This window comes from Campylobacter sp. IFREMER_LSEM_CL1097 (assembly GCF_025772225.1).
Taxonomy (GTDB): domain Bacteria; phylum Campylobacterota; class Campylobacteria; order Campylobacterales; family Campylobacteraceae; genus Campylobacter_D; species Campylobacter_D lari_D.
The window spans coordinates 32,728-57,894 of the sequence record NZ_JAKMRT010000004.1; the positions used below are offsets into that span (position 1 = coordinate 32,728).

The window sequence follows — 25,167 nt, forward strand, 5'->3', positions numbered from 1 at the left end:
TTTAAGGAAAAATCATGAGTTTTGAAATTTGTGAGAGTAAAAAAGAAGATTTAGAAAAAATTTTAGAATTAATTAAAGAGCTTGCTATCCATGAAAATATGCTTGAAGATGTAAAATGCACAACTAAAGAACTTGAAGAATCTTTTTTTGAAAATAAATATGCTAAGGCTTTAAGTCTAAAAGTTGATGGTAAAATCATAGGTTATGCAATGTATTATTTTACTTTTTCGTCTTTTTGGGGTTTAGGTGGGTTATATCTAGAAGATATTTATATACAAGCAAAACATAGAAAAAAAGGCTATGCAAAAGCTGTTTTTAAATATTTAGCACAAATTTGTAAAGAAAAAAATCTTAAAAGATTAGAATGGGTATGTTTGAATGATAATGATTTAGGGATTGAGTTTTATACTAAATTAAATGCAAAGCATATGAATGAGTGGAGAACTTATCGTTTAGAGGGTGAAAATTTAGAAGCATTGATGTAATGAATAAGCGTAATTTGTATTATTTAAAAGCTTTTGGTTATGAATATTTTAACGAGCAAAAACAAATTAGGCATTTTAATTTAAGTTTTAAAGAATTAAACGAAAGGGTAAAAACCTGCAATCTTTGTCATTTTTCTAGACTAAGAAAGCATAGTTTAATGGAAAAAGAAGCCAAAAATGCTAAAATTTTGATTTATCAGGCCTTTATTGACAAGGAAGAGAATGAAAGTGGAAAGTTTTTTGCTTCTAAAAATAAACAAGAACTTTTGAAATTATGCAAGGAGCTTTTAAATTTAAAAGATGATGAGATATATTTTTCTTATATGTTTAAATGTTTTAGTAATTTTAAAATAGACGATCAAGCATTAAAATTATGCTTGCCGTATTTTTATAATGAGCTTGATTTTATAAAAGCAAAGATTATTTTATGTCTTGGCCAAGAAGCTTTTGCAAGTTTGGGTTTTGAGAACTTTCAAAAATACAAAGGGCAATGTATGCGTTTTAATAATGCTTTGCTTTTGCCAAGTTATGATTTGAATTTTTTGAGTAAAAATCCTAGCTTTTATGCTGAATTTATAGAAGATATTAAAAAAATAAAAGGTTATTTATGAGAAAAAGTTTAGTTTGTTTGATGATGAGTTTTGTTTTAACTTTAAATGTCTTTGCGAAAGAGCAAAAACCATCGCCCATAGAACCTAGTGAGTCTTTTTATCCTAATTTAGAATTTCAAAATTGTGATAATGATTGTTTATTTGCTTTGTTAGAAACAGGACTTTATTTTAATTTTTTATCAAGATTTAATAATGATAATGCAAATGAGCTTTTAGTCAATATCTATACCAAACTTTTAAACTCCATTATAGATTTTGAAAAAAGAATTCAAAAAAATGCTAGCATAAAACTAGCTATTATTATACCTGAGCAAACGATTAAAAGTTATTCTAATACTATTATAAATTCAAGCATAGCGTATTTATTAAGACAAAGAGCGCAAATAAAAGTAAAGGTGTTTTTAATAGGCACAGAAGATGAGAGCAAGATAACTAAAGCTTTTAAACAAGCTCAAGATGAGAAATTTAATTATATTATCGCAGGTTTTACAGATAAAGGTGTGAAAAATTTATTAAAAGAAAGCCTTGATTCTAATGTAAAAGTTTTTATTCCTACTGCACATAAAAGAAATTTTGATACGCAAAATGAAAATGTGTATTTTGGAAGTATAGACTATCAAAAACAAATCCAAAAACTTTTGGAATACTCCAATGGTAAAAATATTATTTTTTCAGATGGAACACCTTTGGCAAATCGCTTAGATGAAAACGTTTTAAACGCAGGGAATGGTAGTGAGAAAATTTATACTATTAATAGTTCTAAATTTGATTTTAGAAGCATTTTAAATCAAAATAGAAGTTTTCAAGATTCTAGTATTATTTTAAATACTTCTTTGATTAAAACAGCACTCATAAGCTCACAAATAAGAACTTATGATATAGAGCCTTTTGTATTATTATCAACTCAGATTAATTATAATCCTATCTTGCTAAGTTTAACGCAAATTAATGATAGGAAAAAACTTTTGCTAGCAAATTCCATTTCTAATGAGGATCAAACTCTAAGCTATCTTAATGAGCTTTTTTCGCAAAATATTAATTACAACTGGATAGCTTATGCAACTAGCGTGGGCCTTGATTATTTTTATACGCAGTTTTTAGATAAAGATTCTCAAAGAATTTTTGATGAGGGTTTAAATGATAATCAATTTGACTATAAGGTTAAAATCATTCGCTCGCAAGGCTTAGGTTTTACTCCTTTGCAAGATCAGTAAAAACCTTAGTTATAGTCTCATCTATAGGGGCTACTTTTTCATTTTTTAAAAAAGCTAGGGTAAATTCAGCTTCAAAAAGCTTGGTATTTTCTTTATAAATCTCTTGTTTTATGCAAACTGAGGCTTTTTTAAGCTTTGTGATAAATGTTTTTACTTCTATAAGATCTCCAAGTTTAGCGGGTTTTAAAAAGTTACAATTTGCTTTTGTAAGTAGAAAATGTCCTGTATTTTTATCAAAAATTTTTGCATTTTTTTGAAAAAATATCTCACTTCTTGCTCTTTCGCAAAATTTTAAGTAGTTGCTATGGTATACCACTCCACCTGCATCGGTATCTTCATAATAAATTCGTATTTGCATTTTAGACCTTTTATTTTATATTGATCGGAAAATATCGCTTACAATCAACTTTTTTTATTGATAAATTTGTTGAAATTCTACTTAAAATGTCATAAGAAAAGCATAAAATATTCTTGATTTTATATCTTATGTTAAAATTGTATTTTATATCATTGAAAAAAGGAAAATCATGCAAGTTTTGCAAAAAATGTTTAAATTGCTAGCTATTATGGCTTTTGTTTTTAGTGTGAGTGCAAATGCACTTAGTGAGGGTAAAGAGTATATTACTTTAAAAACACCTATCCCAAATGCACAAAATTCTCTAATAGAGGTATTTTCTTATCGTTGTATTCATTGCTATAATCATCATCAATTTCACACTCTAGCAAAAGTTAAACAAGCTTTACCAAATTTAAAATATGATCTTTTCTCGGTAAGTTCTATGCTCGAGTACGGTGGTGCTTTAAATGAGATGTTTGCTTTAGCTTCTTTTAAAGAAAAAGCTTTAGGTTTAGATGTTACTAGTGAAAAAAGTCTTACTTATAAGCTTGCTGATGTGTATTTTGTAAGTCATTTTGAAAAAAAAATAAATTTAAATAATCTTGATTTATTTTATAAAATAGGTTTAAATGCCATTGGTGCTAGTAAAGAAGAATTGCAAAAATTTTTACAAACTAAAGAAGCCAAAGAGCTTTTAGTTGCTTATGATGTAGCTAATGAAATTTCAAGAAATTATGGCACGCCTGCTTTTGTAGTAAATGGCAAATATCAAATCAATCCTGAGTATATCACTTCTTTAGAGGAACTAATCCGTATAGTTAAAGAACTTTCTACCAAGTAATGCTTTTTTAAGCATTACTTTTTGTAATTTTTGTGATAAAGTATTATTATTTTTTATTTTTTTAATAATTATATTTTCATTTTGAAATTTTTTCTTATTGTTTAATTAATATTTAAGTTATATTAATATAACTTTAGCATGTTTATAATAAATTGCAAATATTTATTATATATAAAATACAAATAGGAGAAATAAAATGAAATTCAACTTAAATAATTTGTCAAAAGCAGTGGCGGCAGCTGCTTTTGTTCTTGGTGTGAGTGCAAATGCACTTAGTGAGGGTAAAGAGTATGTGGTTTTAAAAACACCTATCCCAAATGCACAAAATTCTTTAATAGAAGTATTTTCTTATCGTTGCACACATTGTTATGATCATCATAAGTTTAATACCATGTCAAAAGTCAAAGAAAAATTACCACAATTAACTTATAAATTTTATCCTGTTAGCTCTATGGGTGATTATGGTAAGCAAGCTAATGAAATTTTTGCTTTTGCTGCTTTTAAAGATGAGCAAAATAAAGTAAGTCAAAGCGATAAAAATAGTTTAACTCATAAAGCTTCTGAAGCATATTTTAATGCTTATTTTAAGAAAAAACAAAGATGGGGAAATGGAGCCAATCCTGAAGCGTTTTATGAAGTAGGATTAAAAGCAATTTCAGCAAGCAAAGAAGATTTAGATAACTTTTTAAAAACTCCTGAGGCTAGTGAAATTTTAAAATCTTATGAAAATGCTAATGATATCTCTAAAAACTATGGTACACCTGCATTTGTGGTAAATGGTAAATACCAAATCATACCACAAGCTATCACATCTCCACAAGCTTTAATAGAAATAACAGAAGAATTAAGCAAGATGTGATTTGAGGTATTTTATGAGTTCTTGTCCTATTAGTAAAATCACCACTTGGCAAAATACAAGAGTTCCTTGGTTGATAATGGTTATAGCTATGGTAGGCTTAACTTTTATAGCACACTTTTTGTTTCAAGAATACCTTTATATGGAGCCTTGTGAGCAGTGTGTTTATATAAGATTTGCTATGTTAACTATGGCTTTTGGTGGTATTTTAGCCTTGATAGATCCTAAAAATGATTATTTGAAAATTTTTGCATATACTTTTGTATTTTGGGGTATATGGCTTGGTATAGAGTATTGTATTACTCTTAATCATATCCACGAGGTAGTACATTCAGAAAATCCTTTTGCTGGTGTTGATGGGTGTAGAGAAATTCCTATATATCCTTTTAATTTACCATTGCATGAATGGGCACCAGGATGGTTTTTACCAACAGGTGAGTGTGGTATGGATACACCTATAGTGCCTGAAGATGTTTATGGTAGTTTAAATGCTTTTCAGAAATTTTTTGTTGGAAATCCTCCAAATTTTGAAGATGGGTTGTATAGTAATGGTTGGTATTTGATTCCTAGTATGGAATTTATGAATATGGCGATTTGTTGTTTGTTGGCTTTTGTTGTTTGTTTGGTGATTTTAGGAAGCATGTTTGTTTCTTATACATTTTCACATTCTAAGGCTAAATTTTATGCTTTGATTGTTTTAATATTAGTAGTTTTGCTAAAAATTTTAGGTGAGCCAAGTGTGCAAATAGCTTAATAATATAAAAAAGGAGAAAAAATGAAGATTAGTAAAATTGTAAGTAGTATTTTGCTTGCTGGTAGTGTTGTTATGGTAGCGCCTAGTGTTTCTTTGGCTATGGGTGGACCTAGTGGTGCTAAAATTGATTGGGAAATTCAAGGCAAAATTGGCGCAGTAAAGGTGAATCCTTATGGTCTATCTCCGCTTAGTGCTGTAATTATGGATGGTGGATATAAACTAAGTGATGTAAGCGTAACTATAGTTCCAAAACCAAATGGGCAAACTATATCTTATAAGGTTAGCCCTAGTAAAATTAAAACTTATGGAGGAATTCCTGTTTTTGGACTTTATCCATCATATTTTAATACAGTAAAAGTAAGTTATACCAAAACTGCTTTTGGAAAGAGTGAAAAAGTAGTAGATGAGGTATATAAAATAGCAACTGGTGGAGTAAATATAGAGCCAAGTGGAAGTATTATGCAAAGAGGTGTGCCTTTTGAAAAAGTAGAAGTGATTAAAGTAGATAAAGGTTTTGAAGATAGGTTGTATTTGGTTAATAATGCTCCAGGGAAACAAAGTGGAAAAGGCTCTCAATCTGTTTGGAATAACCCAGCAGGTGGTGCAATGGAATGGGATGAGAATTCAAATGCATTTATCATTGATACAAAAGGTGAAATTCGTTGGTATTTTGACAATGATAAATTAATGGATTGGAATAATATTTACAATCGTGGTATTATGATGGGATTTAGGCAAAATACTGATGGAGCTTTAACTTGGGGTTTTGGACAAAGATATGTTAAATATGATTTAATGGGTAGAGAAATTTTTAATCGTCTTTTACCTTCTTCTTATATAGATTTTTCTCATTCTATGGACAATATGCAAAATGGAAATTATCTTTTAAGGGTGGCTTCTGCTAATGTTAAGCGTCCTGATGGTAAAAATGTGCGTTCAGTGCGCGATGTGATAGTAGAAGTTGATAAAAATGGTAATGTAGTAGATGAGTGGAGATTGTTTGAAATTTTAGATCCATATAGAGCAAATGTAATCAAAGCATTAGATCAAGGTGCTGTTTGTTTAAATATTGATGCGAGTAAAGCAGGGGTTACTTTAAGTGATGAGGATTTAGCTAAAATGGATGCAAGTGATTCTTTTGGCGATATAGCAGGCACTGGGGTAGGGCGTAACTGGGCTCATGTAAATAGCGTAGATTATGATCCAAGTGATGATAGTATTATTATTTCAAGTCGTCATCAAAGTGCTATTATAAAAATAGGACGCGATAAAAAAGTAAAATGGATATTAGGAGCACACAAAGGATGGGGAGAAAAATATAAAAAAACACTTTTGCAACCTGTTGATAAAAATGGCAAAAAGATAGTTTGTGAAGATGAGTATAGTAAATGTCCAGGATATGAAAACGAAGAAGGTGGTTTTGATTTTACATGGACACAGCATACTGCTTTTAGAATAGATGAAAAATCTGACAAAAGATATATTTATATCACAGCTTTTGATAATGGCGATGCAAGAGGTATAGAGCAACCTGCTTTTGCTTCAATGAAATACTCAAGAGCAGTTGTGTATAAAATAGATCAAAAAAATAAAACCGTAGAACAAATTTGGGAGTATGGAAAGCAAAGAGGCAATGAATGGTTTTCACCTGTCACTTCTTTAGCAGAATACCATAAAGATAAAAATTCCATCATGGTTTATAGTGCTACTGCTGGAATGTCATTTGACTTAAGCAAGGGTGCTGCTGTAGGTGAGCCAAAACCTGAAATAGATGAATTTAAATGGGGAGCTAAAGAACCTTCAGTACAAATTCGCTTTAGCGGAGCAAGTACTGGTTATCAAGCTATGCCTATTGATTTAGAAAAAGCATTTAAATAAGAAAAAAAGGGCTTTTTTAAAGCCCTTTTAATTTTTTTATAAATATCCTGCTCCTAAAGCTAAAAAATAACCTACTATACAAGAAACAATCACACCAATTAATCCTGGTAAGATAAAGCTATGATTGATAACAAATTTACCTATTTTTGTAGTACCTGATCTATCAAATTGTATAGTTGCAAGATCGCTTGGATAAGTTGGTAAAATGTAGTATCCATAGCAAGCTGCTGCAAAAGCAATGATAATACCTGGTTCAACACCAATTCCTAGTGCAAGTGGCACAAAAGCTGCAATTGCTGCTGCTTGAGAATTAACAAATTTAGAAATAAGTAAAAGCATAATAGCATAAGTCCAAGGATGTTCTATAACGATATTACCTAAAGATTCTTTCATCATAGGAGTATGCACTGCAAACATTGTATCTGCCATCCAAGAAATTCCAAAAACAGCTACTAAGGCTATCATACCGGATTTAAAAATTTCATTTTTTGCAATTTTGCTTGCATCAAGTTTGGTAAAAATGATTAGCGCTGCACCTGCTAAAAGCATAAACATTTGAATAGTTGCTACCATATTCATAGGCTTGGTAACGCCTTTTGAGGTAAATTGCGGTCTAAGCTCTGGAAAAGCTCCAAGTATAGCTACTATAGCAATAGCACCTAGGAAAATCCACATAGCTACCCATTGGATAGTTGGAAGTTTTTGTCCAAGAAGAGTTTTACTATCGCCATAGATATATTCTCTTTGTTCTGGATTTTTAATCTTAGCTTGAAAATCCTCATCTTTATCAAGATCTTTTCCCCTAAACCAAGAAAAAATTCCTATAGCCAAAACACCTACTAAGGTAGAAGGTATAGTAATAGCAAGTAAATCTACATAGCCATCAAATCCTGCTAAAGGGTGTTTATTAATTTCTGGATTTAAAAGTAGAGCTGTTAAGCTTACAACTGCAACTGAAACAGGACTTGCGATAATACCAAGTTGTGAAGAAATACTAGAAGCAGCCATTGGTCTTTCTGGGCGAATACCATTTTTAATAGCAATGTCATAAATAATAGGCATCATAGTATAGACAACATGCCCAGTTCCACAAAGCATGGTAAGAATGCAAGTTACAAATGGCGCCAAAATAGTTAAGAATTTAGGATTTTTTCTTAGAACTTTTTCTGCAATTTGCAACATTACATCCAAGCCACCACTAGCTTGCAAAGTTGCACTAGCAACAACAACAGCTAAAATGGTAAGCATAACATCAATAGAAGGTTTTCCAGGTGCTACAGCAAAACCAAAACTTAAAACTAATAAACCTATACCGCCTAATAAGCCTAGAGCGATACCGCCTTTTTTTGCCCCATAAAAAAGACAAATAAGAACAACAATTAGTTGAATACTAAATTGAACACCTTCGCTAAGGCTAGTTAGTATTTCCATACTCTCTCCTTATTTTTTGAAATATGTGAGAGTATAATCCAAGTTTTATTAATAGTAAATAAAATTTTTTATTATTTAAATAAATATTTACCAATATTTTGAATTTATTTATCAAAATATTGGTTATTTTATATTTATTGATAATATTTTAAGATTGCATAAAGAATTTTACTGATTTTTTCAATAGAAGCTATTTCACATTTTTCATCTGTTGAGTGAGGGCTATGGATATTTGGTCCTATTGAGCAACATTCTAAAGGTTGTTTTTCACTTATAATACCACATTCTAAACCAGCATGTATAGTGTAAAGCTTCGCATTTTGGTTTTCTTTTTTAAAATAACTTAGAATTTCTTCTCCAAATTTAGTATCTTTATTAGCCCACGGTGGATAAAAATTTGCACTTGAAACTTCGCAGTTTTGCATCTTAAAATAAGTTAAGGTTTCAAATTCTATGTTTTTAAGTTCTTGTAAATCATTAGATCTTGCAAAAAGCTCAAAATGAAATTTGCTATCTTTTTCATAAGCTAGTGAAAGATTGATACTTGTTTGAACTAATTTTAATTGATGATTAAAAGTTCTAACTCCTTGTGCAAAAGCATTAATGAGATTTAAAATAACTTGAGAATTTTTATAATATGTTCTTTTGATTTTACCTATATAATTTACTTTAAAATGATCATTTTCTTTTGGAGGATTTTTAAAAAATGCTATAACTTTAGCATGTTTTGGTATAGAATTTATTCTTTCACCTGCTTTAAATTCGCAAAGTTCTCCTTGATTTTGAGTGATAAAATAGCTCACTTCTTTAATAGAAGATTTAATATTTTTAACAATATCAATTCCCGAGTGCCCACCTTTAAAATCAATTGCTTCTATCTCATAACAATTTTCTTCTTTTTCATCTATTTCTAAGTTTAAACTAGCAAAAATATCTACCCCACCAGCACAACCTATAACAACTTCATCATCGCTTTCGTGGTCTAAATTTAAAAGCTTGCTTGAGATCAAAGTATGGGTGAGATTGTTTGCTCCACAAAGTCCAACTTCTTCATCATTAGTAAAAAGACATTCTATATTTTCAAAATCTTTTAAAGTTTGCATCATTAGTGATACTCCTATGCCATTATCTGCACCTAAGCTTGAATTTTTAGCCTTTAAATATCCGTTTTCTTCATATATTTGTATATTTGGAGCTTCTCCCATGCAAACCATATCATAATGACTTTGTAAACAAATTTTAGGATTTCCTTTGTGTGCGTGGATATTACCTGCTTCATCAACGCTTACTTGGCAATTTTGACTTTTAGCAAAATCAATGAGAAAATTTTTCAATTCTTCGGTTTTGAAACTACAATGAGGTATTTGAGCAATTTGTTTAAAATTTTGTATAATTTCTTGCATAAATTCTCCTTTTTATTGTAATTATGGCATATTTTTATATAGATGAGGTTTAAATGAAATTTTCTAGGAAACAAATTAAATTATTTATAAACTTATTAAAAGATCCGAAGAAATTTTTAATCGCACTTTTTTTAGTTGCTTTTGCTTATGTTTTAAACTATGATAGTGGTTCATATATCAATGCTAAAGTAAGTCGTGTAGTAGATGGAGATACTATTGAGGCTAAATTCGAAAATGAAAAGCTTAAAATCAGACTTTTTGGTATAGATGCGCCTGAGAGTGATCAAGCTTATGGAAAGATGGCTACGCAATTTCTAAAAGCTATTGTATTAAATAAAGAAGTAGTTTTAAATGTAAAAGATGAGGATAAATATGGTAGAATTTTAGCCATTGTGTATTTAAATGATAAAGATATTAATCAAGTTATGGTTAAAAATGGTTTTGCTTGGGCGTATGAGCATTATAGTGATTTGTATATAAATGAGCAAAATTATGCCAAGATAAATAAAAAAGGATTATGGGAAAGTGAAAATCCTATAGAGCCTTATAAATGGCGTAAACAAATAAGATTAAAATAGGATGAGAAATGTTTAAAAGTGTATTTTTTCTAGGGTTTTTAGCATTATTTTTTAGTGGTTGTTTTGTAAATGAAAGAGGGGTTTCAAATCGCTTTTACGATGATTGTAAAGAATATTATGATGCAAGTGGGACTTATCATAAGGAATGTCCAAAGAATTGGGTGGATTTACCTTTAACCCCCGATTCCTTTTAAGACTGCATTAAGTTCTTCTTGCATTGATTCTTGTTTAGTTGTTTCTTGCTGATTTTGATTATTATTTGTAGCGGCTTGATTTTGTTTAAGTTTAAATATATGATCATCTGTAGTAATAACTTGAAAAGATGCGTCAAAAATTTTAATCTCATTTACAAAACCAGCTACTTTAACCTCTCTTTTTCTTGAGTCATCGCTAAATAAAGCACTCGCTTCAAGATTTAAAATATCTCCCACTTTTAAAGGAGCATAAAAAAAGCTTCTTGAGCCTATTAAGACGCTAAATTCTTTATTAATTGCAGCTTGTGCTATGTAATTTGCTGCATTAAATACAAAGCCACTATGCACTAATCCTAGTTCATCTACTGCCATATCATGGGTTGTGATTAAAATACCTTTGGCGAAATTTTTTTCTATATGAGAAATACTTCCTGCTAAAGTATTGTTTATCCCTGGACAAGTGATAAGTTCTGATTTGATACGATTTAACTCTTCTGGATCTATTAATTCTTCTATAGTAACAGCACTTACTGTTCTTGCCATTTTTACACCTTTAATTTAACATAAACTCTTTTTGGTGCTTCGTAGCCTTCGCAAGTTAAATTTGAATCATTTTTATCTAAAAATTGATCTAAAGAATAAGAATCAATCCATTGTGTTTTTCTTTGTTCTAAAAGATCGGTTTGTTTAGTTGTTATAACTTCAAATTCACTAAATCCAGCTCTATAACACCAATTTCTTAAACCTAATATCGACGGAATGAAAAAAATATTTGGTATTTTTGAGTAAGTTTTTTGAGGAATAAGTGCTATTTCTCTTTCATCTTCTATATACATAGTGTCTAAAAAGACTATGCCATCTTTATTTAAAGATTGTTTGAGTTGTTTTAGCATGGCTATGGGATTACTACGATGATAAATCACTCCAAGACAAAAAATCACATCAAATTTTATGCCATAATTTGGTACATCAGCTACGCCTAAAAGCTCATATTGTATAGGAGTTTTTGCAATGGAGTTTAAAAGTAAAAATTGCAAATAATACTTAATAGAAGGATCAAAACCTATGAGCTTTGAAGGATTAAATTCAAGCATTTTAAACATATAATAACCATTGTTGCAGCCAATATCTGCTACTATTTTGCCTTTTATTTCTTGCATATAAGGCTTTAAAATATTAAATTTGATAAAACTTTGCCATTCTGTATCTATAAATAAATCATTAATTTTAAAAGGTCCTTTACGCCAAGGTTTTAATTCTAAAGTGATATTCTTAATCTCATCATCTAAACTTTTATCACAAAAAATATCAAAACTTTCATTTATAAGGTAATTTGAATTTTGAATTTTTTCACTAAGTTTTTGAATTTTTTCATATAAAGGATGTTTTAAAACTTGCTTAAATAAAGCATTATTTTGCATATTTTTCCTTGAAAAACTCCCTTATTTGGGAGTTTTTATTATTGAAGTAGGCTTGCCAGTTTAGTTTGTAACATTACATTTGAATGAGCATTTGCAAATAAAAATGCATTTTCTTTTAGGTAATTTGCATTAAAATCATTGATATTTTGAGCTAAGTCATTATTTTGTAATTTGCTTTCAGCTTCTTTAGTGTTAATACTAGTTTGCAAAGATGAGTTGATATTAGAATGGATAGCGTTAATTCCAGCACCAATATCTGCGCGTAAAGAACCTACTTGATCTTGAAAATCACGAATTCCGTCTTGATTTTCAAGGCTTAAATTTGCTGTGCTTGGTTGATTTAAATTAATACTTTCAACCCCAGTACCAACAACAAAATCCATACTCTGAAATACATTTTTTCCATTAAAAGTCGCATTAGAAAAAGCATCATTGATTGAAGTTACAAGTTTGCTTGCTTCAGAATTTAGCATACTTTTTTGTCTGTCATTTAAAGCAGCATTGTTTGAGCGCACTGAAAGTTCATTGAGTTTGTCTGCAGTAGCTGAAATGTTATTTAAAGTTGAATCAGCAATTTGTAAAACTCCTATGGAATCATAGGCATTTAAAATACCTTGATCTATAGTGCTATATTGACTTCTTAAAGAATCAGCTATGGCTAAATTTGCTCCATCGCTCCCATCTATAGCACGGATTGCAGCTATGTTTTCTAAAGCTTTTTCTTGGCTTTTTTGAGCTTGATTTAAGTAGTGATTTTGTTGAGTTGTTCCTATATCGCCTATTTTCATCTTTGACTCCTTTTAAAGACTTATTTTATTATATCATTTTTTTGTTTTAAAATTTAAGAAAAACAAAATTACTTGTGATAACATGATAATTTTCATCACAACTTCACTTGCACCATGAATTTTTATAAATTCTTGAGTTTTAGTTGCTTCTTCTCCTAAACTTTGTGCTTCTAAAACATAAGCAGTGAAGTAAAATATAAAAAGCAAACTTAGTGCCAAAATGATCAAAGAAAGCATAAATTTTGAAAAATTTATTTTAAAAGTTAAATTTTTGTCTTTAAATGAAAAAATTTCTATTAAAATAGACAAAACACTCACACTTAACAAAACATAGCCAAATTGTACAAAAATGTGTGTCATTAAAAGCCCACTTTGAAAATGAGTTAAAACCCCTTCACCTATGAATTTAGCAGGATAAAATATAGTCGGAGCTAAAAATACACCTATGCTAATTTCAATCCCAATTAAGCTTGCTAGTAAAAATAAATATATTGATTTCATATTTTCTCCTATAATAAAGATAATTATAGTCTAATTTTTTAAATTCCATGCAACAAAGGCTCTATCAAATCCATTATAATCTTGATAAAAAGTAGCTTTAAAATCATTTTCTTTTAAAATTTTATTTAAAATTGTTTTTTGATCATAGCCAAACTCACATGCTAAGACTTTTGTGTTGTGATTTTTGGCAAAAAGAATAATTTCATGTAAAATTTCCCAACCTTTATCTCCACCAAACAAAGCATTGTGTGGTTCGTTTTGAACCCATTTATCTAAAGGATAGTCATTTTTTATGTAAGGAGGATTAGAAAAAATAAAGTCAAAATTTCCTTGTATATTTTTAAAATCACAAAGTTGAAAATTGATTAAATTTGAAACATTATGAAAATCTGCATTTTTTTTAGCAAGCTCTAATGCTTTTGGATTGATATCGCAAGCTTGTATAAAAATTTGTTTTAACTTTGCTAAGCAAATACTTAAAATTCCACTTCCAAAGCCAATTTCAAGTATATTTTTAAAAGAGTTATGATCTAAAATTTCTAAACATCTTTCAAGTAATATTTCACTATCAAAACGCGGTATCAAAACCCCTTTTTTAGTAAAAAAATCAAAACCATAAAATTGTGTTTTTTGAAATAAATACTCAAAAGGCTCACCATTTAAAAATCTATCTATATATTCTAAAAAAACTTTCTCATTGATTTGAAATTCAGGATTTAAAAAAATCCAAGCTTTATCTTTTTGCAAAAGCTCACAAAGAATAAAAAGTATATATTCTTTGTGAGTAGGATCTTTTGCGTAAGCTTGCTTTAAAGCTTGTTTGATTGAAATCATTGCAAAGCTTTGATTCTATCATAAATACAAGGATGACTTAGATGAAAGAAAGTATAAATTTTACTTGTTTTAACAAAGGCTTTGTTTTCTTTTGCTAAAGCTATGAGAGCATTTTTCATATCTTCTTTAGAGCTTAGTTTTGCTCCGTGTAAGTCAGCATTAAATTCATTTTTTTGACTCATTTTATTAAGCAGTGGAGAAATAATAAAAGTAAAAATATTTCCAAAAATCAATAAAAGTACAAAAACTCCAGCATTCACTCCATTTAAATGACTTTCAATATAAAAAAAGCTTGGTAAATGTGCAAAGATGAAAAATAAAGCAAAAAGCATCAAAGCACTAGCAAATAACATTTTTAGCAAATCTTTATGCACAAAATGTCCTAGCTCATGACCCAAAACAGCAATGAGTTCTTTTTCTTTTAAAGCATTTAAAAGTGTATCAAAAAGTACTACTCTTTTGCTTTTAAATAAGCCACCAAAATAAGCATTTAATCTTTTATCTCTTTTGCTTGCATCAATAACATAAACACCATTTGCACTAAAGCCACATTTTTGCATTAAATTAGTGATTTTTTCTAATAAATTTTCATCTTCAAGTTTTTTCATTTTGTTAAACATAGGTGCAATAAGTGTAGGGTAGATGAGATTTATAATAAGTATAATTATAAAACTTAGAGCAAAAGCCACTACCCACCAGTATGTGTTAAAAAATTCAAAGCAAAATACTAAGGCATAGATGATTAAAAAGCCAAAAACAAGCATTAGAGCTAAAGATTTAATGCTGTCTTTAACAAAAAGTGCTAAAGTCATATTTGAAAAGCCGTGTTTTTTATCTTTTATAAAGCTTTCATAATAGCTAAGTGGTAAATTTAAAATACTAATAATAAATAAAAATGCAAGCAAAAATAAAGTATTTTCTAAGGTAGAATTTTCTTTTATAAAAATTTCTTTTAAATACAAAAAGCCAAAGCTAATCCAAGAAATGTTAATCATCAGATTATAAAGATTAGAAAAGATTTTGTATTTTTCATTTTCTATGGCGATATTTGCAGCATTTTTATAATCTTGTTCATTTAAAATAATTGCTTGTTTTTCTCTTTCTTTTTTTAAAAAAGAAATTTGCACACAAGATATAAAAACCAAAAAAGCTGTGTAAATACATAAAATAGTTATCAAAGTCATAGTTTTTCCTTAAATAAATTTGAGTAATTTTATCTTATTTAAAATATATAAAGTTAATCAATATTTTCACTTTTTTCCAAAACCTCAAAATAAGCTTCTTCTAAAATACTAAGTTCATTTTCTAAAGAGTTTAGCTTTTCATAAAGGGTATTTATACCTAGTTCTTGATAGATTGCAGGATTGCTTAGAGCATTTTTGATTTCTTTGATTTCTTCTTCTAATTTATGAATTTTATCAGGATATGAGTTTAAAATTTCATTTTCTTTATAGCTTAGTTTTTTACTTGATTTTTCTTTTGTTTTTACACTTGTTGTGGTGTTTGTTTCTAAACTTTTAGAAAATTCTTCAAAGTCCTTGTATTCTTTTTCATTTTCTAAATATTCACTATAAGAAAGAACTTCTATGTTAATATTTGCATTATCTTCAAAAGCATAAAGTTTAGTTGCTATTTTATCAACAAAATATCTATCATGTGATACAAGCAAAATCGCACCTTCAAAAGAAAGTAAATATTCTTCTAAGATATTTATTGTAGCTATATCTAAATCATTTGTTGGTTCATCTAAGATTAATACATCATATTCTTTAGTAAAAAGCAAGGCAAGAGCAACTCTGTTTTTCTCGCCCCCACTTAGTACACTCACACTTTGCTCTAAAAATTCTTTTGGAAATAAAAATTGTTTTAAATACCCATAAACATGCATATTTTTACCACGCACTTGAATGTGATCGCCACCATTTGGGCAAAAAATTTCTAAAAGTTTTTTATCAGTATTTAATAAGCTCCTGCTTTGATCAAAATAGCCTATTTTAACTTCACCTCTTTTAATCTCTCCGCTATCAAGCGGAATTTGATCAAGTAAAATCTTTAAGAAAGTAGATTTTCCACAGCCATTTTTACCTACTATGGCTATGCGTTCACCTTGTAAAATTCGTGCATTAAAGTCTTTAAAAAGTGTCTTGTTGGCAATAGACTTTGAGATATTTTTAAGTTCAAAAAGCATTTTTTTGCGGTTTTGGCTTTGAGTTTGGTTAAAATTTTTACTTGCTCTTTTGATTTCAAGTTGTAAGCGCTTGATAGCTCCTGGGTTTTTCTTAGCTTCTTCACGCATTTTAAAAATGCGTTCTTTGCGCCCTTCGTTGCGTTTAAGCCTAGCTTTGACTCCTCTTCTTAGCCATTCTTCCTCACTTTTTAGTTGCTTAAGCAAGGTTTCATGGCTTTTAGCTAAGGAAGCTAAAATAGCTACTTTTTTTTCTAGATATTGCGTATATCCACCCTCAAAAATGCTTAATTTTCCCGCTTCTATTTCTACGCATTTTTGCGCTATAGCATCGATAAAATACCTATCATGAGAGATGAAAATAACACACATTTTAGAGGTTTTTAACCTTTCTTCTAAAAAGTTACTCATATATACATCTAGATGATTAGTTGGTTCATCAAGCAATAATATATCAGGATTTTTTAGCAAAAGTGTGCAAAGCCCTACGCGTCTTATTTCGCCCCCACTTAAAGAGCAAAGTGTTCTGTCTTTGTATTCTAATAGTTTAAATTCTTCTAATATTCTTTGTATTTTTTGGTCTAAATTCCATGCGTCTTTTGAATCTATAAATAAACTTAATTCATCTACTTTTTTTAAATATTCTTTATTTTCAGGATCAAAAGCTAGTTTTTCATTATAGCTTTCAAATTCTTTCAAGGCTTGGTAAATTTCTTCAAGTTCTTTTTTGATGGCTTCGCTTACGCTTAAGGTGCTTTCAAAGCTTACTTGTTGGCTTAACATACCTATACTAGCGTTATTTTGTTTAATTACTCTACCGCTATCTAGTTTTAAAGTTCCCATAAGGGCTTTTAAAAAGCTTGATTTTCCTTCGCCATTTTTGCCTATAATGGCGATTTTTTCTCCTAAATTTGCACTAAAATTTGCATTTTCTAAAACTATTTTTGTATTAAATTTCTTATTTGCATCGATTAAATCTATTAAAGCCAAATTTCTTTCCCAAATGTTTTTTGCGATTTTACTTTAAAAAGTATTAATTTTGCTTAAATAAAATTACGCCATGAGAGCATTTGTTTTTTTTACTTTATTAGTTTTATTTTTTGCTTTGGCAAATTGGTATATTTATAAAAGATTTTTAAGCAGGGTTGATTTTTTAAAACCTTATAAGAAGTTTGTATTAGCTTTTGTTTTAATAGTTTTTGCATGTGAATTAATCTTTTTTATAAATATGCGCGGGGACTTTTTACATGAAAAGTTTTATTATATTTTAGCTATTTTTCCTACTATTACCTGTTTTTTCTTGCTTTTTGGAGTGATTTTTGAATTTGGCTCTTGGATTTTTTTTAATGAAAATAAAAAAGAGCAAATTTTCAGTGTCCAAAGAAGAAAGTTTTTAAAATTAATTTTTGATTCTTGGCTTATTATACTTAGCGTTAGTATGGTATTTAAAGGTTTTGTAAATGCTATTAGCACACCTAGAGTCAATGAAGTAGATATTAAAATTAAAAATTTAAAAGAAGATTTAAATATAGTTTTAATTTCTGATGTGCATTTGGGAAAAAATTTAGGAGAAGATTTTTTAAAAACTTTAATCGATGAAGTTAATGTTTTAAATGCTGATATGGTCATTATAGCTGGGGATTTAATCGATGCAGATATTGCTAGTATGTCTTATATTAATCTATTAGAAAATTTTAAATCAAAATATGGTACTTATTTTGTTTATGGAAATCATGAATATTATAATGATATAAATGCGATAAGCAAAAAGCTTAAAACGCTTAAGAATTTCAAAGTTCTAGAAGATGAAAGTATTGATTTTGGGGATTTTACTTTAAGTGGGACTTTGGATTTGGCTGCTAAACGTTTGGGTTTTAAAGAAAGCAATATAGAAAAAATCAAAATGCAAATCAATCAAGAAAAAGTTAATATTTTAATCACGCATCAGCCAAAATATGTAAAAACTTATGATGTGAGTGGGTTTGATTTGATTTTATCAGGACATACACACGCAGGACAAATTTTTCCTTTTTCTTTGCTAGTATATTTAGAGCAAGGCTTTGTGTATGGGCTTTATAAATTAAGCAAAGATAGTTTGCTTTATGTAAGTAGTGGGGCTGGATTTTGGGGGCCTGCTGTGAGATTTTTAGCTCCTAGTGAGATAGCTTTGATTAGATTAAAAGGAGAATAAGTGGGATTTAGCAATAGTGCTTCAAAAATGTTTGGAATCATATCAAAATATAAATTTCCAAAAATCATACAAAAAAATATAAATAAAGCTTATGTAAATGCTTTTAATATCAATATGAGTGAATTTAAACCTTTAGAAGAATACGAGAGCTTAAATGCTTTATTTACAAGAACTTTGTTAAATGAACGAGAATTAGAAGATGGCTTTATAAGTCCAAGTGATGGTAAAATTTTAGAACTTGGAAGTAGTTTTCAAAATGATTTAAAAGAAAATTTAGCCTTTAGCATTAAAGGTTCAAGTTATAGTATAGAAGAGCTTTTAAAAAACTCAGCTAGCAAAGAAGAATTAGAAAACGGCATAGATTATGCAAATATTTATCTATCTCCAAAAGATTATCATCATTATCACGCACCTTGTAATATGCAAATTTTAAGTGCTACTTATATGAGTGGGGCTTTATTTAGTGTGAGTGAGGCAAAGTTAGCTAAGATTATAAACCTTTACACTAAAAATGAAAGAGTAGTTTTAAAGTGCTTAGTGGAGGAAAAATTTATACTTTGGATGGTATTTGTGGGTGCGCTAAATGTTGGTAAAATGCATTTTAGCTTTGATACTAGCATACAAACTAATGCTGCAAATTTTGATTTTACTCATACTTATGAAGATCTTTTTGTAAAAAAAGGTCAAAGACTTGGAAATTTTGAGCTAGGTTCAACTATAGTTTTAATCGCTCAAAAAGGATTTTTAAAATTTAGTAAAAACGCTTATGAGCAAGTTGAATTTTCTAAGAAGATTGCGGACTTTGTTTAGTCTCATCTTCATTGGCAACTTTATATAAAAAGGCAAAAATTTCAGCCACTGCTTTATACATATTAGGTGGGATTTCATCGCCTAGATCAAGTTTGCTAAGCACTTCTACTAAGTCTTTGTCTTCTTTTATGGGTATGCCATTTTCTTTGGCTAAAGAGATGATTTTAGCAGCGTTTTCACCTTTGGCATTAGCTAGGATTTTTGGTGCATTTTGTTCTTCTTTGTTATAGCCTAGTGCAACGGCTTTTTTTGTTTTTTTAGCCATTTTTAAGCCCTTGTGTCAAAACCCATATTAAAGTCATTATATTCTTCTTGATTGTGAAATTTACTTTTAATTATATCGCTGATGAAAAAATTAGAGCTTAGAAGTCCTACTTTAACTAAGGCTTTTTTTAGTTCATGTGCTCTTTCATAAAGTTTTTTTCTAAAATTAGCATTTTCTATCATCATATTTATATCGATGTATTTATCATTACTTAGAGATAAAAATACATTGATTTTTCCTAATTTTTCAAATTCAAGATTAATTTGTGCATAAAATTTATCTTTTTTACCGCGTTTAAAAACTACATTAGATTTTTCTAAATCATCCCAAAAGAAAGGTAAAAAAGTATGAATGCTATTATTGGCTAAAGATAAAAGTTGATTAAATTCAAGCTGAGCTATAAGACGATTTGCTTGATTTAGTATGCTTTCATTGTCTAAATTTTTGGCTAGATTAGAAACTTGCAAAAGAGTGGATTTAATATCTTTTTGTAATTCTGAAGAAATTTCTGTGCTATCTTTTTGGGTGATTTTTCCAAGATCTTTTATAGAAAGTTCTAATCTTTTTTCTATATTTTTTATATCATCTAAAGAATTTTTTGCCTCATAATTTTTAGGATCTAAAGCTTTTAAAACTTCATTGAGTTTTCTTCCTATTAAGCCTAGTTCTTTGTTTAGATTGTTTAAAAGCTCTTCTTGTAAATTTTGGCTAAAATTAAGATTTTTACTTACATTTTGTTTGAAAATATCTTCTAGTAAAATTTTACCCGAAGTGCTTTTAAATATATCTTCTAACTTAGTATTATTTGTTTGTGAATTTTGACTTTTGCTATCATTTTTGCTTAAATCTTCAGTATTTTTTTGCTGTGTTTTTGGCTCTTCTTTGGGATTTTCTTTGATATCTTTACTTTGTGGTATTTTTTCTTCTTTTGTGTTTTGAATTTCTTTATCTTTTACTATGCTTTCTTGTTTTTGTTGAGTTTCTTTTTTATCCTCTGTGCTTTTTTGTGGAGTTTTTATTTCTTCTTTTAACTCTTTTTTGATGTCTTTAGTGTGTGGAGTTTTGTTTAAATTTTCTTGTGTTGTTTCGGTTTTGTTTTTGTGATTTTTTATATCTTTTAAAAGTATTATAAAATCTTTTATATTTTGGCTAAGTTCTTTTAGTATATGAGTGTTTTGAATTTTTATGTTTTCGGGTTTAGCTAGTTCTTTGTTGATAAGTGTTAAATTTTTATTAAGATTTTTGATAAAATTATCCGCAATATTTTGGAGTTTTTCTTGACTAATAGAACTTGGGTTTTTATTGATATAATTTTTAAAATTTTCTATTTTATCAAATAGCTTAAAAAGTGTTTTGTAGTTTGTATTTTCCAAAGAAATTTTATTATCTTTTTTGTGATTTTGTAAGATGTGAATAAGCTCTTTTAAGGTGCTTGTAGTATCAAGATTTTTAAGATCTAAATTACTTATATCGCGTTTTAAATTTTCACTTGTAGCGCCTTTTATGGTATTTAAAAGATTAAAAAAGCTTTGTGGTAAATTTTGCTCTTTTAAAGAATGATTGAGTTTTGCTTCTAAAAATACACCTGAATTTTTTACCAAAGATGAAAGATTTTTATTATTAATATCTTTAGCAGGCTTGACTAAATCTTCTAAAATTTTAAGCAGTTTTTCAAATTCAGGATTTTTTGAAAGCTCTGCTTGGAGTTTTTTTACTTCATTGGCAAAATTAGGTGCAAAATTTAAATCTTTGTGATTTTTTAATACTGCTAAATCAGGATCTTTGTTGGTTTTGATTTGATCTAAGAGTTTATTCAATAATTCTTGTAATTTTTGATCGATTTTGCTTACATAATCTTTAGGTAGTTTGATCTCGGGATCATTTTTAGAAAATAAAGGATTTTTTAACGCTTCATTGAGAGAGGTTTTTTTGTCTGATTTTTCACTTTTATTTTCTTTATTTGTTTCATTTTTTGCAAACTGATTTTGATTATTAGAGATATTAGTTATCATCTAGCATTACCATATTACCAGGTTTTCTTTTAAATTTGGTAAGTTTTTTAAATTTTGGTTTATCGATGGCAAATAGTATCAAAATACTTAATAAAACTATATAAAAATACATAAAGCCATAAGCTTGAAAATAATACATCAAAGTTCCCAAAACTGCAGGTGCAAATAAAGCACCAAAAGAATAGGTAAAAAGAACTGCTCTGCCAAGTTCAACTCTTTTGCTAGGATTATCAAGCATATCATTTGCTCTTGCTAAAGAAAGAGCGTATAAACAACACATACCCATGCCTAGCAAAAATCCAAAAAAGTATTTTAGATAAATATTATATTCTAAAAGTAGTATGCAAAGCATAGCGCTTAAAGCAATAAAAGCACACAATATAATGGCAAATTTTCTGCTAATTTTATCAGAAAGAGTTCCGATATAAAGTTGCGAAATAAAGCCACCTACCATAGTAGAGAAAATAAAAATAGAAGCTTCTTTTGCGCCAAATCCTTGTATAAGCACAAATAAAGAAGCCATGGAAAAAAAGCCATTTAAAAGCATGCCCGCTATAAAACTTGTTACTAAGGCTAAAGGCACTATATCAAAAACCTTAGGAATGGAAATTTTTGTTTTTTGTGGCAAAATAGGCTCTTTAATGCGGATTAAAAATAAAGGAATGGAAGCAAACATAATGAAACTAGCACTTAAAATAAATACTGTATTACTTGGAAAGTCAAAAGACATAAGTAAAATTCCAAAACCTGATGATGAATAAAATACAACCTCATAAAAGGCTATTACTCTTGAGCGAATAGTGTTTTTTGCTTTTTCATTAAGCCATGATTCTATTACCATTAAAAGCGCATAATAGCAAAAACCTAGCAAAAATCTTAAAAACATCCAAAAATAAAGATTAGAATTTAAGCTATGAAGCATGGTGGCTATACCAAAAATAATAGCAAAAATTCCAAATGATCTTATATGTCCTACTTTAGAAACTATTCTATGGGCACTAATTGTACTTACCATAGCACCAAGAAAATAACAACTTCCTATTACGCCTATATAAAAATTACTAATATTATTATGCTTTAAAATAATAGCTATGGAATTTACTGTTAAGGCACTTCCTATGAAAACAAAAATCATACCAAGAAATAATGCTGTTAGTGATCTAATCGTTCTTTTTGAGCTTAACATTTTCTTATTAAAAAATTATATATTAATACCGCTATGGGTGTGACAAACATTGCACAAAACAAGGCAAAAATACTCATTAAACCTTGAAACTCTAAAAATAAAAATCCTGCTATTAAAAACACATAGGCAAAAATTTTAAATAAAGAAAAAAAAGCTAATGCGTTTTTAAAAATACTTTTAAATTTTGGTTTTAAATCGTCATCTATATGGATAAATTTTATAATTTTTGGCAAAGAATATTGTTTTTTAGCAAAAATTTGTAAAGGTCTTTGCGTAAAATCATAATTTTTAGCTGCTTTAAAAATAAAATTTTTATAATTTAAAAAAGATATTAGAATGATTAAATTTTGAGCTAAAAAGCCAAATTCAAAGCTTATAAAGGTTTTAAAGCTTAATTCTTTGTAAAAAAAAACTCCTGCTAAGAAAAGTAAATTTAATCCTAGCAAGAGTTTTAATAAAATTTTAGGCTTTAGGATCATTTTTTAAATCTTTATAGCGATTTTCTTCTTTAAATTCTTCGTAACTTTTTACTTGTGCTTTGTAGGCTTTATAAACATTTAAAATCGCCGCAGCTACTCCTATAAACACTCCTACCCAAAAAAGCCAAACAATACCGGTTAAGTTTTTTAAAAAATAGCCTATACCAACTCCGATTAAAACAGCCACAACCATGGATATACCAAGGCTTAATCCATCTGCAGCTTCTATACCTTTGCGAATGATTTTTTGTCTTTTATTCATAATGCTTTAAAACTTTCTTGTGCTGCTTGTATAGTTTTATCAATGATTTTTTTATCTATACATTCACATATAAAACCTGTTTCAAATTGAGATGGTGCTAAATACACACCTTTGCTTAGCATCTGTGTATGAAATTTGGCAAATAATTTAGTATCTGATTTTAAAGCGTCTTGATAATTATTAACAGGGTTTTCACAAAAGAAAAATCCAAACATAGAACCAACGCAATTAACTTGCAAAGGAATTTTGCAATCATTTGCAGCTTCTTTAAAGCCTTGAGTAAGTCTTTTGCCTAGTTTTTCTAATTTTTCATACAAGCCTTCATAGTTTCTTGCTTTTTTTAAGCTCGCATAACCTGCAGCCATAGCAAGAGGATTGCCACTTAGTGTTCCTGCTTGATATACCCCGCCCAAAGGACTTAATAAATCCATGATTTCAGCTCTTGCAGCAAAAGCAGCTGCAGGAATACCTCCGCCTATAACCTTACCAAAAGTTACTATATCAGCTTTTATATTATTAATCCCAAAAGAGCCAAGATATGAAGCTCTAAAGCCACTCATAACTTCATCAAAAATTAAAAGAATTTGACACTCATCACATAGTTTTCTTAGCTCTTGTAAAAATTCTATTTTAGCAGGTACTAAACCCATATTTCCTGCAATTGGCTCTATGATGATACAAGCTATATTATCATCATTATTGATTAAGTTTTTAACACTATCAATATCATTATAAACAGCTACTAGAGTATTTTTAGCTACATCGGCTAAAACTCCTAGTGAGCTTGGGGTATTAAAAGTAGCTGCACCGCTTCCAGCACTTACTAATAAAGAATCAGAATGCCCATGATAACATCCTTCAAATTTGATGATTTTATCTTTTTTACTAAATCCTCTTGCAAGACGAATAGCACTCATAGTAGCTTCAGTGCCACTACTTACAAAACGGATTTTATCCAAATGTGGCCAATCTTTTAAGATAAATTTGGCCAATTTAGTTTCAGCTAAAGTTGGCGCACCAAAGCTCGAGCCATGCTCTAATGCTTTTTTACAAGCTTTTTCAATATCCTCATCACAATGTCCAAAAAGTAAAGGTCCCCAACTTTGCACATAATCTATATAAGTATTTTCTTCTATATCGCTAATATAAGCACCTTTGCCTTGTTTGATAAATAAAGGATTGCTACTTACACTTGCAAAAGCACGCACTGGGGAATCTACCCCACCTGCTATATACTCACAAGCTTCCTCAAAGGCTTTTTTATTGTTTTTCATTTTTTACTCCTTTTATTGCTAGTAATATAATCATAAAGTGATTTTATTTCATCTTCTGTTAGCGAGTAAGTTGGCATAATGCTTTTTGCCTCTTGAGGTTGATTTAGAATTTTTCTAAAACGCGTATAAGGAGTGTTTTTAATACTTGGCACAATAAAAGGAATTTTTTCTCCATTTTTAGCGTAATAACCTAGTATTTGTTGACCTCCATCGCCATGACATTTAGCACAACTTATGCCTCTTGGATTTTTGTAAAGGGACTCTTGGTATTCTTTAGGAGAGATAAAATCTTCAGCCCAAGCACCATAAATTATAAAAAATAAAAATAATACAATTTTCATTCATTGCCTTTAACAAAAAAAGAAGTTTTGTTATGA

General features: G+C 29.0%; 28 protein-coding genes. 11 read left to right on the forward strand and 17 right to left on the reverse strand.

Going from position 1 to position 25,167, the window contains the following annotated elements:
• The first annotated feature begins 11 nt into the window (after window positions 1-11).
• The 3 genes from L8W64_RS02380 to L8W64_RS02390 are packed head-to-tail and all read left to right on the forward strand — an operon-like array spanning window position 12 to window position 2,310.
• Entirely contained in the window at window positions 12-485 is a 474-nt protein-coding gene (locus L8W64_RS02380) for a GNAT family N-acetyltransferase (RefSeq protein ID WP_263660624.1), read from the forward strand.
• The gene (locus L8W64_RS02385) at window positions 485-1,096 is read left to right on the forward strand and encodes a uracil-DNA glycosylase family protein (protein ID WP_263672791.1); all 612 of its coding nucleotides are present in this window, start codon (window positions 485-487) and stop codon (window positions 1,094-1,096) included. The genes L8W64_RS02380 and L8W64_RS02385 overlap by 1 nt, the downstream gene beginning before the upstream one ends.
• The gene (locus L8W64_RS02390; protein WP_263672792.1) at window positions 1,093-2,310 is read left to right on the forward strand and encodes a hypothetical protein; all 1,218 of its coding nucleotides are present in this window, start codon (window positions 1,093-1,095) and stop codon (window positions 2,308-2,310) included. The genes L8W64_RS02385 and L8W64_RS02390 overlap by 4 nt, the downstream gene beginning before the upstream one ends.
• Here L8W64_RS02390 and L8W64_RS02395 read toward each other — a convergent pair.
• Window positions 2,288-2,668: a YbgC/FadM family acyl-CoA thioesterase gene (locus L8W64_RS02395; protein WP_087699453.1), complete on the reverse strand. Its 381-nt coding sequence runs from the start codon at window positions 2,666-2,668 to the stop codon at window positions 2,288-2,290. The genes L8W64_RS02390 and L8W64_RS02395 overlap by 23 nt on opposite strands.
• A 169-nt stretch (window positions 2,669-2,837) precedes the next feature.
• Here L8W64_RS02395 and L8W64_RS02400 point away from each other — a divergent pair, with 169 nt between their 5' ends.
• The 4 genes from L8W64_RS02400 to L8W64_RS02415 all read left to right on the forward strand — a co-directional run bounded on the left by L8W64_RS02400 (window position 2,838) and on the right by L8W64_RS02415 (window position 6,976).
• Window positions 2,838-3,488 (forward strand): thiol:disulfide interchange protein DsbA/DsbL, encoded by a 651-nt coding sequence (locus L8W64_RS02400; protein WP_220566742.1) that lies wholly within the window; start codon window positions 2,838-2,840, stop codon window positions 3,486-3,488.
• A 196-nt stretch (window positions 3,489-3,684) separates the two neighbouring features.
• Window positions 3,685-4,347, forward strand: coding sequence for a thiol:disulfide interchange protein DsbA/DsbL (locus tag L8W64_RS02405; RefSeq protein WP_263672793.1), 663 nt, complete (start codon window positions 3,685-3,687; stop codon window positions 4,345-4,347).
• Window positions 4,348-4,360: 13 nt separating this feature from the next.
• Complete coding sequence (gene dsbI, locus L8W64_RS02410; protein ID WP_263659343.1) at window positions 4,361-5,098, forward strand: protein-disulfide oxidoreductase DsbI; 738 nt, start codon at window positions 4,361-4,363, stop codon at window positions 5,096-5,098.
• A gap of 21 nt (window positions 5,099-5,119) precedes the next feature.
• Window positions 5,120-6,976: an aryl-sulfate sulfotransferase gene (locus tag L8W64_RS02415; RefSeq protein ID WP_263672794.1), complete on the forward strand. Its 1,857-nt coding sequence runs from the start codon at window positions 5,120-5,122 to the stop codon at window positions 6,974-6,976.
• 36 nt (window positions 6,977-7,012) lie between these two features.
• On the opposite strand, the gene L8W64_RS02420 is transcribed toward L8W64_RS02415, so the two are convergent.
• Both L8W64_RS02420 and L8W64_RS02425 read right to left on the reverse strand, forming a co-directional pair.
• On the reverse strand, window positions 7,013-8,407 hold the full coding sequence (locus L8W64_RS02420; protein WP_133319306.1) for an anaerobic C4-dicarboxylate transporter: 1,395 nt from the start codon (window positions 8,405-8,407) through the stop codon (window positions 7,013-7,015).
• Between the two features lie 134 nt (window positions 8,408-8,541).
• Window positions 8,542-9,810: a M20/M25/M40 family metallo-hydrolase gene (locus L8W64_RS02425; protein WP_263672795.1), complete on the reverse strand. Its 1,269-nt coding sequence runs from the start codon at window positions 9,808-9,810 to the stop codon at window positions 8,542-8,544.
• A 53-nt stretch (window positions 9,811-9,863) separates the two neighbouring features.
• Here L8W64_RS02425 and L8W64_RS02430 point away from each other — a divergent pair, with 53 nt between their 5' ends.
• Together L8W64_RS02430 and L8W64_RS02435 are read left to right on the forward strand one after the other, a co-directional pair.
• Window positions 9,864-10,388 carry a thermonuclease family protein gene (locus L8W64_RS02430; RefSeq protein WP_133319304.1) on the forward strand — a complete coding sequence of 175 codons (525 nt, stop codon included), beginning with the start codon at window positions 9,864-9,866 and terminating at the stop codon, window positions 10,386-10,388.
• Between the two features lie 8 nt (window positions 10,389-10,396).
• Window positions 10,397-10,582, forward strand: a complete 186-nt coding sequence (locus L8W64_RS02435; RefSeq protein WP_263662160.1) for a hypothetical protein — start codon at window positions 10,397-10,399, stop codon at window positions 10,580-10,582.
• On the opposite strand, the gene L8W64_RS02440 is transcribed toward L8W64_RS02435, so the two are convergent.
• Genes L8W64_RS02440 through L8W64_RS02470 form a run of 7 tightly spaced genes read right to left on the reverse strand, consistent with a single transcriptional unit; the run spans window position 10,562 to window position 17,301 of the window.
• Entirely contained in the window at window positions 10,562-11,125 is a 564-nt protein-coding gene (locus tag L8W64_RS02440; RefSeq protein WP_133319302.1) for a hypothetical protein, read from the reverse strand. The two genes, L8W64_RS02435 and L8W64_RS02440, sit on opposite strands and share 21 nt — an antisense overlap.
• A gap of 2 nt (window positions 11,126-11,127) precedes the next feature.
• Window positions 11,128-12,003 (reverse strand): tRNA 5-methoxyuridine(34)/uridine 5-oxyacetic acid(34) synthase CmoB, encoded by an 876-nt coding sequence (gene cmoB, locus L8W64_RS02445; RefSeq protein ID WP_263672796.1) that lies wholly within the window; start codon window positions 12,001-12,003, stop codon window positions 11,128-11,130.
• A 38-nt stretch (window positions 12,004-12,041) separates the two neighbouring features.
• Window positions 12,042-12,791, reverse strand: a complete 750-nt coding sequence (locus L8W64_RS02450; RefSeq protein WP_263660586.1) for a flagellin — start codon at window positions 12,789-12,791, stop codon at window positions 12,042-12,044.
• Window positions 12,792-12,824: 33 nt separating this feature from the next.
• Complete coding sequence (locus L8W64_RS02455; RefSeq protein WP_263661566.1) at window positions 12,825-13,292, reverse strand: DUF4149 domain-containing protein; 468 nt, start codon at window positions 13,290-13,292, stop codon at window positions 12,825-12,827.
• Between the two features lie 30 nt (window positions 13,293-13,322).
• Window positions 13,323-14,123 carry a HemK/PrmC family methyltransferase gene (locus L8W64_RS02460; protein ID WP_165955269.1) on the reverse strand — a complete coding sequence of 267 codons (801 nt, stop codon included), beginning with the start codon at window positions 14,121-14,123 and terminating at the stop codon, window positions 13,323-13,325.
• A complete protein-coding gene (locus L8W64_RS02465) occupies window positions 14,123-15,310 on the reverse strand; it encodes a M48 family metallopeptidase (protein ID WP_263661565.1) in 1,188 nt (395 codons plus the stop codon). The genes L8W64_RS02460 and L8W64_RS02465 overlap by 1 nt, the downstream gene beginning before the upstream one ends.
• Window positions 15,311-15,363: 53 nt before the next feature.
• Window positions 15,364-17,301 carry an ABC-F family ATP-binding cassette domain-containing protein gene (locus L8W64_RS02470; RefSeq protein ID WP_263672797.1) on the reverse strand — a complete coding sequence of 646 codons (1,938 nt, stop codon included), beginning with the start codon at window positions 17,299-17,301 and terminating at the stop codon, window positions 15,364-15,366.
• A 70-nt stretch (window positions 17,302-17,371) separates the two neighbouring features.
• On the opposite strand from L8W64_RS02470, the gene L8W64_RS02475 reads away from it, so the two are divergent.
• Together L8W64_RS02475 and L8W64_RS02480 are read left to right on the forward strand one after the other, a co-directional pair.
• Window positions 17,372-18,502: a metallophosphoesterase gene (locus L8W64_RS02475; protein WP_263672798.1), complete on the forward strand. Its 1,131-nt coding sequence runs from the start codon at window positions 17,372-17,374 to the stop codon at window positions 18,500-18,502.
• Window positions 18,503-19,312, forward strand: coding sequence for a phosphatidylserine decarboxylase (locus tag L8W64_RS02480; RefSeq protein WP_263672799.1), 810 nt, complete (start codon window positions 18,503-18,505; stop codon window positions 19,310-19,312). It begins immediately after the preceding gene.
• On the opposite strand, the gene L8W64_RS02485 is transcribed toward L8W64_RS02480, so the two are convergent.
• From L8W64_RS02485 to L8W64_RS02515, 7 genes are read right to left on the reverse strand one after another with little or no spacing between them, the layout of a single operon-like run.
• The gene (locus tag L8W64_RS02485) at window positions 19,287-19,577 is read right to left on the reverse strand and encodes a FlhB-like flagellar biosynthesis protein (protein WP_133319292.1); all 291 of its coding nucleotides are present in this window, start codon (window positions 19,575-19,577) and stop codon (window positions 19,287-19,289) included. The two genes, L8W64_RS02480 and L8W64_RS02485, sit on opposite strands and share 26 nt — an antisense overlap.
• A gap of 2 nt (window positions 19,578-19,579) precedes the next feature.
• Window positions 19,580-21,589, reverse strand: coding sequence for a flagellar hook-length control protein FliK (locus tag L8W64_RS02490; RefSeq protein ID WP_263672800.1), 2,010 nt, complete (start codon window positions 21,587-21,589; stop codon window positions 19,580-19,582).
• On the reverse strand, window positions 21,579-22,775 hold the full coding sequence (locus L8W64_RS02495; protein WP_263660593.1) for an MFS transporter: 1,197 nt from the start codon (window positions 22,773-22,775) through the stop codon (window positions 21,579-21,581). The genes L8W64_RS02490 and L8W64_RS02495 overlap by 11 nt, the downstream gene beginning before the upstream one ends.
• On the reverse strand, window positions 22,769-23,254 hold the full coding sequence (locus tag L8W64_RS02500; protein ID WP_012661294.1) for a hypothetical protein: 486 nt from the start codon (window positions 23,252-23,254) through the stop codon (window positions 22,769-22,771). Before L8W64_RS02500 ends, L8W64_RS02495 begins: the two co-directional genes overlap by 7 nt.
• Window positions 23,238-23,516 carry an AtpZ/AtpI family protein gene (locus tag L8W64_RS02505; protein WP_039641170.1) on the reverse strand — a complete coding sequence of 93 codons (279 nt, stop codon included), beginning with the start codon at window positions 23,514-23,516 and terminating at the stop codon, window positions 23,238-23,240. The genes L8W64_RS02500 and L8W64_RS02505 overlap by 17 nt, the downstream gene beginning before the upstream one ends.
• On the reverse strand, window positions 23,513-24,790 hold the full coding sequence (gene hemL / locus L8W64_RS02510) for a glutamate-1-semialdehyde 2,1-aminomutase (RefSeq protein ID WP_263672801.1): 1,278 nt from the start codon (window positions 24,788-24,790) through the stop codon (window positions 23,513-23,515). The genes L8W64_RS02505 and hemL overlap by 4 nt, the downstream gene beginning before the upstream one ends.
• Entirely contained in the window at window positions 24,787-25,131 is a 345-nt protein-coding gene (locus L8W64_RS02515; protein WP_263666734.1) for a c-type cytochrome, read from the reverse strand. Before L8W64_RS02515 ends, hemL begins: the two co-directional genes overlap by 4 nt.
• Window positions 25,132-25,167: the final 36 nt, after the last annotated feature.